Below are 8,244 nucleotides of genomic sequence, written 5' to 3' on the forward strand. Positions count from 1 at the left end.
GACAACCCACCCTCACCATTTAAGGCTGCGCCAGCGGAAGCTGGATCAGCGTTAAATGGGAAGGGTATCACTAAGCTGAATAAAATAGGCTTTGGTGAAGCGAACCCGGAGAACTGAAACATCTCAGTACCCGGAGGAAAAGACATCAACCGAGATTCCGTTAGTAGTGGCGAGCGAACGCGGACCAGGCCAGTGCCTCTTTGTTAGTTAGCAGAACACTCTGGAAAGTGTGGCCATAGCGGGTGACAGCCCCGTATGTGAAAGCGAACGAAGAGGACTTGAGTAGGGCGGGGCACGTGAAACCCTGTCTGAACATGGGGGGACCACCCTCCAAGCCTAAATACTCGTACATGACCGATAGCGAACCAGTACCGTGAGGGAAAGGTGAAAAGCACCCCGATGAGGGGAGTGAAACAGTACCTGAAACCGGATGCCTACAAGCAGTGGGAGGGTCCTTGAGACCTGACCGCGTACCTCTTGCATAATGGGTCTGTGACTTAGTGTATCGAGCAAGCTTAAGCCGTTAGGTGTAGGCGCAGCGAAAGCGAGTCTGAATAGGGCGATTGAGTTCGATGCATTAGACCCGAAACCCGGCGATCTAGGCATGACCAGGCTGAAGGTGCGGTAACACGCACTGGAGGGCCGAACCGTTTAATGTTGAAAAATTATCGGATGAGTTGTGTTTAGGGGTGAAAGGCCAATCAAGCCGGGAAATAGCTGGTTCTCCGCGAAATCTATTGAGGTAGAGCGTCGGATGATTGCCGTTGGGGGTAGAGCACTGGATGGATGCGGGGGTCGCGAGATCTACCAACTCTAACCAAACTCCGAATACCAACGAGTCTAGTCCGGCAGACAGACGGCGGGTGCTAAGGTCCGTCGTCAAAAGGGAAACAGCCCTAACCTACAGCTAAGGTCCCCAAGTCACGTCTAAGTGGGAAAGCATGTGGGATTTCCAAAACAACCAGGAGGTTGGCTTAGAAGCAGCCATCCTTTAAAGAAAGCGTAACAGCTCACTGGTCTAAACAAGAGATCCTGCGGCGAAGATGTAACGGGGCTCAAGACGTGCACCGAAGCTTAGGGTTCAGTCTTTGACTGAGCGGTAGCGGAGCGTTCCGTAGGCCGTTGAAGCGGGAGGGTAACCGACCGTGGAGGTATCGGAAGTGCGAATGCAGACATGAGTAGCGATTAACAGTGTGAGATGCACTGTCGCCGAAATTCCAAGGGTTCCTGCTTAAAGCTAATCTGAGCAGGGTAAGCCGGCCCCTAAGACGAGCCCGAAGGGGGTAGTCGATGGGAACCACGTTAATATTCGTGGGCCTGGAGGTGTGTGACGGATGGCGTAACTGGTCAGGGCTTATTGGATTGCTCCTGGCTGGGAAGTTGTCCCAGGAAATAGCCCCTCCGTATAGACCGTACCCTAAACCGACACAGGTGGAATGGTAGAGTATACCAAGGCGTTTGAGAGAAGTATCCTGAAGGAACTCGGCAAATTGCCTCCGTACCTTCGGAAGAAGGAGGCCCCACATATGCGCAAGCACTTGTGGGGGGCACAGGCCAGGGGGTAGCGACTGTTTAGCAAAAACACAGGGCTCTGCTAAGTCGGCTTCAAGACGACGTATAGGGCCTGACGCCTGCCCGGTGCCTGAAGGTTAAGTGGAGGTGTGCAAGCACTGAAATGAAGCCCAGGTAAACGGCGGCCGTAACTATAACGGTCCTAAGGTAGCGAAATTCCTTGTCGGGTAAGTTCCGACCTGCACGAATGGCGTAACGACTTCCCCACTGTCTCCAGGATATGCTCAGCGAAATTGAATTCTCCGTGAAGATGCGGAGTACCCGCGGTTAGACGGAAAGACCCCGTGCACCTTTACTGCAGCTTCAGAGTGGCATTAGGAAAGAACTGTGTAGCATAGGTGGGAGGCTTTGAAGCGATGACGCCAGTTGTCGTGGAGCCATAGGTGAAATACCACCCTGTTGTTTTCTGATGTCTAACCTCGCACCGTTATCCGGTGCAGGGACCCTCTGTGGCGGGTAGTTTGACTGGGGCGGTCGCCTCCTAAAGAGTAACGGAGGCGCGCGATGGTGGGCTCAGGACGGTTGGAAACCGTCTGTTAGAGTGCAATGGCATAAGCCCGCCTGACTGCGAGACTGACAAGTCGAGCAGAGACGAAAGTCGGTCATAGTGATCCGGTGGTCCCTCGTGGAAGGGCCATCGCTCAACGGATAAAAGGTACGCCGGGGATAACAGGCTGATGATTCCCAAGAGCTCATATCGACGGAATCGTTTGGCACCTCGATGTCGGCTCATCACATCCTGGGGCTGGAGCAGGTCCCAAGGGTTTGGCTGTTCGCCAATTAAAGTGGTACGTGAGCTGGGTTCAGAACGTCGCGAGACAGTTTGGTCCCTATCTGCCGTGGGCGTCGAAATTTGAGAGGAGTTGACCCTAGTACGAGAGGACCGGGTTGAACATGCCTCTGGTGTACCTGTCGTCGTGCCAACGGCGCAGCAGGGTAGCTATGCATGGACGGGATAACCGCTGAAAGCATCTAAGCGGGAAGCCTCCCTCAAGATAAGATTTCATCGAGCCGTGATAGACCATCACGTTGATAGGCCGGATGTAGAAGCGTGGTAACATGTGGAGCTAACCGGTCCTAATTGCTCTGTTCGCGCCTGAGAGTCCCACACCATCACCGACAGACCTGCAAACAACGCAGATCCTGCCGGTCATGCGGAACGACAATCCCATCCAGATATTCGAATTTGCACGGATAACATCGATTAAACCCGACAAAGCGCACGCTCCATTGCTTGGTGACCATAGCGTCTGTGACCCACCCGATCCCATCCCGAACTCGGCCGTGAAACCAGACTGCGCCGATGGTACTGTGGCTCAAGCCCCGGAAGAGTAGGGCGTCGCCAGGCATTGAAGCTTGCGCTCTGTCAAAACAAAAACCCATTCACACCCCCCTCCCGAGGGGCCAAGGTCAACGAGCCAACGGCTCGCAAGGCCAAACGGCCGCCCGGACCCGGATGCAATCCGGGGAGGATAGCCAAGCCGACGGATGTCGGCGCCGGCGCCTGAGGCTAAACAAGCTCATCGCGGGATGGAGCAGCCCGGTAGCTCGTCAGGCTCATAACCTGAAGGTCGCAGGTTCAAATCCTGCTCCCGCAACCAAAACACAACCCAATCACAAAACGCAAATCCATCCCGTCGATCAACAATCAACGGGGGTGAACGCGTTTGCGCGTGAAGATCGCCGAGCGGCGCAAAACCGCAAGGGAACGCGGAGCCGTGGCATTGCGGCGCAGGACGACGGGCGCTGCAACAAAATCACCCAAATTCTTCCGCAGATCGCCCGCACGACCCTTCCGCGACTTCATGCCGGTTCGCCTGCGTAATGTTCATGCTGCAGAAAGCTCGCCTCAGGCAGTTTCCATGTCATGAACTTCCCGTTCCTCTTCGGCGGCACGATCCTGCCCGTCCTGCTGATGCTGTCGCCGCTGGCGCTGGCAGCGAAGGACTGCGTCGAACGGAAGCCCGTGGCCAAGATGGCGAAGTCGGACCCGGCTTGCAGGCAGGCGCCCCTTGTCCTGTTGATGTGACGCGCAGCCATATTGCGGCGCAGCGGCAGCGCTGCTAATCGGTCCAGCCATGATCCAGCCGCCTGAAATCATCCGAGTCACCAAGCCCCGCGTGTCCTGCGACGGATCGGGCGACATTCCCGCCGCGCTCGGCCATCCGCGCGTGTTCCTGGAAATCGACGAGCATGGCTATGTCGACTGCGGCTATTGCGACCGTCGCTTCGTGCTGACCGGCGGCCCGGCCGACACGCCGGACGTCGGCAACCTGCCGGACATTGCATCGGGCGCCAGCCTCTAAAAGTGGTTTCGAAGCAGGTGGGACCACCTGCTGGCGCGGAAATCACGGAAACGAATGAAGTCGTTTTCGGTTGGGCTTGAAAGGTTGCAGCCCTATATCCGGGGTATGACCGATCTCGCTTCCCCGCTCACCCCAGGTTTCACCGATGCCCGCGGCTTGCTTTACCGGCCCGGCCTGCTCGATCCCGATGGCGCGCGGCGCCTGACAGCCGAGGCGCTGAAGGCCTGTGACGATGGCGAACTCTACCTGCAGTATCGGGCGAGCGAGAGCTTCGGGTTCGACGACGGGCGGCTGAAGACCGCTGACTATTCGACCGATGCCGGCTTCGGCCTGCGCGGCGTGTCGGGCGAGATGACCGGGTTCGCTCATGCCAACGAGATCAGCGAGGCGGCGATCCGGCGCGCGGCGCAGACATTAAGCCTGCTCGACACCGCGAAGGGGCAGCCTGCTCCGCCGCCGCAGCATACCAACCGCCACCTCTACACCGACGCCAATCCGTTGGAGATCGTGCCCTTCGCCGAGAAGGTGACGCTGTGCGCCGCGATCGACGCCGCCGCCCGTGCCCGCGACCCGCGCGTGGCGCAGGTATCGGTCAGCCTGTCGGGTAGCTGGTCGGTGGTGGAGATTGTGCGAGGCGACGGCTTCGCCGCGACGGACATCCGCCCGCTCGTCCGTCTCAACGTCTCGATCATCCTGGAGGAGAATGGCCGGCGCGAGACCGGTGTTTTCGGTGTCGGCGGCCGCTATCTCTATGACCAGGTGATGGAGCCGGCTGTCTGGAACCGGGCGATCGACGAAGCTTTGGCGCAGGCGCGGGTGAACATGCGATCGGTCGCCGCGCCCGCAGGCGAGATGACGGTGCTGCTCGGACCCGGCTGGCCAGGCGTGCTGGTGCATGAGGCGATCGGCCACGGGCTGGAAGGCGACTTCAACCGAAAGGGCACCAGCGCCTTTTCCGGCCGGATCGGCGAGCGTGTCGCGGCGCCGGGCGTGACGGTGGTGGACGACGGCAGCATCATGAGCCGCCGGGGTTCGCTGTCGATCGACGACGAGGGCACGCCAACGCGCGAGAATGTGCTGATCGAGGACGGCATCCTGAAGGGCTATATGCAGGACCGGCTCAACGCCCGGCTGATGGGTGTCGAGCCCACCGGCAACGGGCGGCGGGAAAGCTATGCCCATGCGCCGATGCCGCGCATGACCAACACCTTCATCAAGGGCGGGCAGGACGATCCCGAGGAACTGCTGTCGCGGATGAAGAGCGGCATATTCGCCAAGAGCTTCGGCGGGGGGCAGGTCGATATCGTGTCGGGCAAGTTCGTCTTCTCCTGCACCGAGGCCTATCGGGTCGAGAACGGGAAGATCGGCGATCCGATCAAGGGGGCGACCCTGATCGGCGACGGCCCGACCGCGCTGACCAAGGTGATCGGCGTCGGCAACGACTGGGCGCTGGACGAGGGTATCGGGATGTGCGGCAAGGGTGGGCAGAGCGTTCCCGCCGGCGTCGGCCAGCCGACCCTGCTGATCGAGGGCCTGACCGTGGGCGGAACCGCGACGTGAGGGGGATCCGGATTCTCGTCAGCGGAGCGGTGACCTGACGCGAGGGCGCCGCCAATGGTGGAACCCGATCCGGGGAAGAGCGCTTCATCAGCATGAACATGCTGACCGACAGCCATGATGCGGTGACGGCCAACTGGGCCGCCGCCCTGCTCGACTTCTGGTTCAACGAAGTGGGCGAGCAGGGCTGGTGGGGGCATGATCCGGAACTCGACCGGCAATGCGTGGCCCGTTTCCAGGCACTGTGGGAAGAGAAGCGTCATCTGCCTGCCGAAAGCTTCCTGGAGCGGGCGGACGATGCGCTTGCTGCGGTGCTGCTGTTCGACCAGCTGCCGCGCAATATGTTCCGAGGCAGCGCACGGGCCTTCGCCAGCGATGCGCTGGCGCGCGACGTGGCGCGGGGGGCGGTGGCGCTGGGCTATGATATCCAGATCGGCGGCGCGGGCCGCCTGTTCTTCTACATGCCGTTCCAGCACAGCGAGGAACTGGAGGACCAGGAACTGTCGCTCAGCCTGTTCGAGGGCGCGGGGGACGCGGAGTCGCTGGAGTTCGCGCGCAAGCATCATGCAACCATTGCCCGCTTCGGTCGTTTCCCGCACCGCAACGCCGTACTGGGTCGCGAGACGTTGCCGGAAGAGCAGGAAGCCGCAGCGGAAGGTGCTGGCTGGTAGGCCTGCGCTGCCTATTTTTTGAGCACAGTAACAAAACTGCCCAAATTTTTAGCGCCGCCGATGGCTGGTCTTGCGAGAATCTCGCATTAACGCGTCATCAGCGAATTGGCACGCCTCTTGCTTATATGTCGCCGCACACCAGAAAAGGGGGCGACATGAAACTTGTCATGGCTATCATCAAGCCGTTCAAGCTTGACGATGTCCGCGAGGCGCTGTCCTCGCTGGGTATCGCCGGCATGACGGTCAGCGAAGTGAAGGGCTTCGGCCGCCAGAAGGGGCAGACCGAAATCTATCGCGGCGCCGAATATTCGACCAACATGGTTCCGAAGATCAAGATCGAGGTCGTCTGCGACGACGACCTGGCGCCGCGCGTGGTGGAAGCCACCCAGGCCGCGGCGAATTCGGGTGCCATCGGCGATGGCAAGATCTTCGTCCTCGACGTCGGGCAGGCCGTGCGCATCCGCACCGGCGAAACCGGCGAAACCGCGCTGTAAGAAGGGGGGAATAATGACCTTTTCCAAGAAACTTTGCGGTGTCGCAGGGGCGGTCGGCCTTTCCCTGCTGACCGCGTTGCCCGCCTGGGCGCAGGAAGCCGCCGCGCCCGCAGCGACTGTCGATAAGGGCGACGTCGCCTGGATGATGACCTCCACCGTGTTGGTGCTGGCAATGATCCTTCCCGGCCTGGCCCTGTTCTATGGCGGTCTGGTCCGCACCAAGAACATGCTGTCGGTCATGACTCAGATCGGCGCGGTCGCAGCGCTCGCGATGCTGATCTGGGTGATCTACGGCTATTCGATGGCCTTCGGGCCTGACTATAGCGGCGGTCTTTCCAACTTCATCTCGACCTTCGACAAGGCGTTCCTGAAGGGCATCACGCCCGCATCGCAGGCCGCGACCTTCACCGCCGGCGTCGAGATCCCCGAATATGTCTTCGTCTGCTTCCAGATGACCTTCGCCGCGATCACCGTGGCGCTGGTGCTGGGATCGGTGGTCGAGCGCATCAAGTTCTCGGCCGTGATGGTGTTCGCGGTCGTCTGGCTGACGATCGTCTATTTCCCGATCGCGCACATGGTGTGGGCGGCGAGCGGCCTGTTCTTCAAGGCCGGCGCGCTCGACTTCGCGGGCGGCACCGTGGTCCACATCAATGCCGGCGTGTCGGCGCTGGTGGCGGCCATCATCCTGGGCAAGCGCATTGGCTATCCCAAGGAGCCTATGGCGCCCCACTCGCTGACGCTGACGGGCGTGGGCACCGGCCTGCTGTGGGTCGGCTGGTTCGGTTTCAATGCGGGTTCCGCGCTGGAAGCCAATGGTTCGGCCGCACTTGCGATGATCAACACTTTCGTCGCCACTGCTTCTGCCGGCCTCTTCTGGATGCTTGCCGAGAAGCTGAACGGTCACAAGGGCTCGGCGCTGGGCTTCTGCTCGGGCATCATCGCCGGCCTGGTCGCCGTCACCCCGGCGGCGGGCAATTCGGGTCCGTTCGGCGCGATCGTGCTGGGCGCCGTCGCCTCGGTGGTCTGCTTCTACGCCGTGACGGTCCTCAAGCCCAAGCTCGGCTATGACGACTCGCTCGACGCCTTCGGCATCCATGGCGTCGGCGGCATGATCGGCGCCATCGGCACCGCCATCGTCTATGCGCCTGGCCTCGGCGGCCCCGGCGCTGAAGATTACGAGATCGGCGCCAAGCTGATCGTCCAGATCGAAGCGGTCGTCACGACCATCATCTGGGCGGGCATCGGCACCGCGATCGCCATCTTCATCGCCAAGGCGGTGACAGGCCTGCGTGTCAGCCAGGAAGTCGAGCTGGAAGGCCTCGACCTCGGCGAGCACGGCGAGCGCGCCTACAACTACTAAGTTCGGCAGGGCGGGCCGCCCGGAAGGGGAATGGCCCGCCTGCCACCCGATGTTCCTCCTGCGAACATGCCTTGGGGCCGGTGCGAAAGCATCGGCCCTATTTTTATCCCGGAAAGGTCAGGCGGCGGGGCGGACCCAGAGCTGCGCGGGGCGGGCCGCGCCCGCCGGCCAACGACGGCCGCGGCCGATAACCTGCCATCCCGCGCGGGCGACCCAGCCCAGCTTGTCGCGTTTCGGCGTGACGATGCGACGGTCCCAGGCGTCCTCACCCCGCCGGGCGACTT

The 8,244-nt window shown here is 61.2% G+C and carries 7 protein-coding genes, 1 tRNA gene, 2 rRNA genes and 1 pseudogene (1 of these 11 running past the window's edge); 9 read left to right on the forward strand and 2 right to left on the reverse strand.

Going from position 1 to position 8,244, the window contains the following annotated elements:
• The 3 genes from M529_RS31205 to M529_RS31215 form a co-directional block, all read left to right on the forward strand.
• Nucleotides 1-2,673: ribosomal RNA gene (locus M529_RS31205) — 23S ribosomal RNA — on the forward strand (it extends 121 nt beyond the left edge of the window).
• Nucleotides 2,674-2,805: 132 nt separating this feature from the next.
• Nucleotides 2,806-2,920: ribosomal RNA gene (rrf, locus tag M529_RS31210) — 5S ribosomal RNA — on the forward strand.
• Between the two features lie 176 nt (nucleotides 2,921-3,096).
• Nucleotides 3,097-3,173, forward strand: a tRNA-Met gene (locus M529_RS31215).
• 47 nt (nucleotides 3,174-3,220) lie between these two features.
• On the opposite strand, the gene M529_RS49665 is transcribed toward M529_RS31215, so the two are convergent.
• Nucleotides 3,221-3,379, reverse strand: a complete 159-nt coding sequence (locus M529_RS49665; RefSeq protein ID WP_161626327.1) for a hypothetical protein — start codon at nucleotides 3,377-3,379, stop codon at nucleotides 3,221-3,223.
• Nucleotides 3,380-3,439: 60 nt separating this feature from the next.
• Between M529_RS49665 and M529_RS49980 the strand changes: the two genes are divergently transcribed.
• From M529_RS49980 to M529_RS31240, 6 genes are all read left to right on the forward strand, one after another.
• The gene (locus M529_RS49980) at nucleotides 3,440-3,601 is read left to right on the forward strand and encodes a hypothetical protein (RefSeq protein ID WP_021317185.1); all 162 of its coding nucleotides are present in this window, start codon (nucleotides 3,440-3,442) and stop codon (nucleotides 3,599-3,601) included.
• Nucleotides 3,602-3,650: 49 nt separating this feature from the next.
• Nucleotides 3,651-3,878 (forward strand): zinc-finger domain-containing protein, encoded by a 228-nt coding sequence (locus M529_RS31220; RefSeq protein ID WP_021317186.1) that lies wholly within the window; start codon nucleotides 3,651-3,653, stop codon nucleotides 3,876-3,878.
• A 105-nt stretch (nucleotides 3,879-3,983) separates the two neighbouring features.
• Nucleotides 3,984-5,438, forward strand: a complete 1,455-nt coding sequence (tldD, locus tag M529_RS31225) for a metalloprotease TldD (RefSeq protein WP_031294646.1) — start codon at nucleotides 3,984-3,986, stop codon at nucleotides 5,436-5,438.
• Between the two features lie 92 nt (nucleotides 5,439-5,530).
• On the forward strand, nucleotides 5,531-6,106 hold the full coding sequence (locus M529_RS31230) for a DUF924 family protein (RefSeq protein WP_021317188.1): 576 nt from the start codon (nucleotides 5,531-5,533) through the stop codon (nucleotides 6,104-6,106).
• A gap of 155 nt (nucleotides 6,107-6,261) precedes the next feature.
• On the forward strand, nucleotides 6,262-6,600 hold the full coding sequence (locus M529_RS31235; RefSeq protein WP_004209785.1) for a P-II family nitrogen regulator: 339 nt from the start codon (nucleotides 6,262-6,264) through the stop codon (nucleotides 6,598-6,600).
• Between the two features lie 13 nt (nucleotides 6,601-6,613).
• On the forward strand, nucleotides 6,614-7,960 hold the full coding sequence (locus M529_RS31240; RefSeq protein ID WP_021317189.1) for an ammonium transporter: 1,347 nt from the start codon (nucleotides 6,614-6,616) through the stop codon (nucleotides 7,958-7,960).
• Between the two features lie 117 nt (nucleotides 7,961-8,077).
• Here M529_RS31240 and M529_RS0124355 read toward each other — a convergent pair.
• A pseudogene (locus M529_RS0124355) lies at nucleotides 8,078-8,244 on the reverse strand (phytoene/squalene synthase family protein); the annotation flags it as partial.

This window comes from Sphingobium ummariense RL-3 (genome assembly GCF_000447205.1).
Lineage (GTDB): Bacteria > Pseudomonadota > Alphaproteobacteria > Sphingomonadales > Sphingomonadaceae > Sphingobium > Sphingobium ummariense.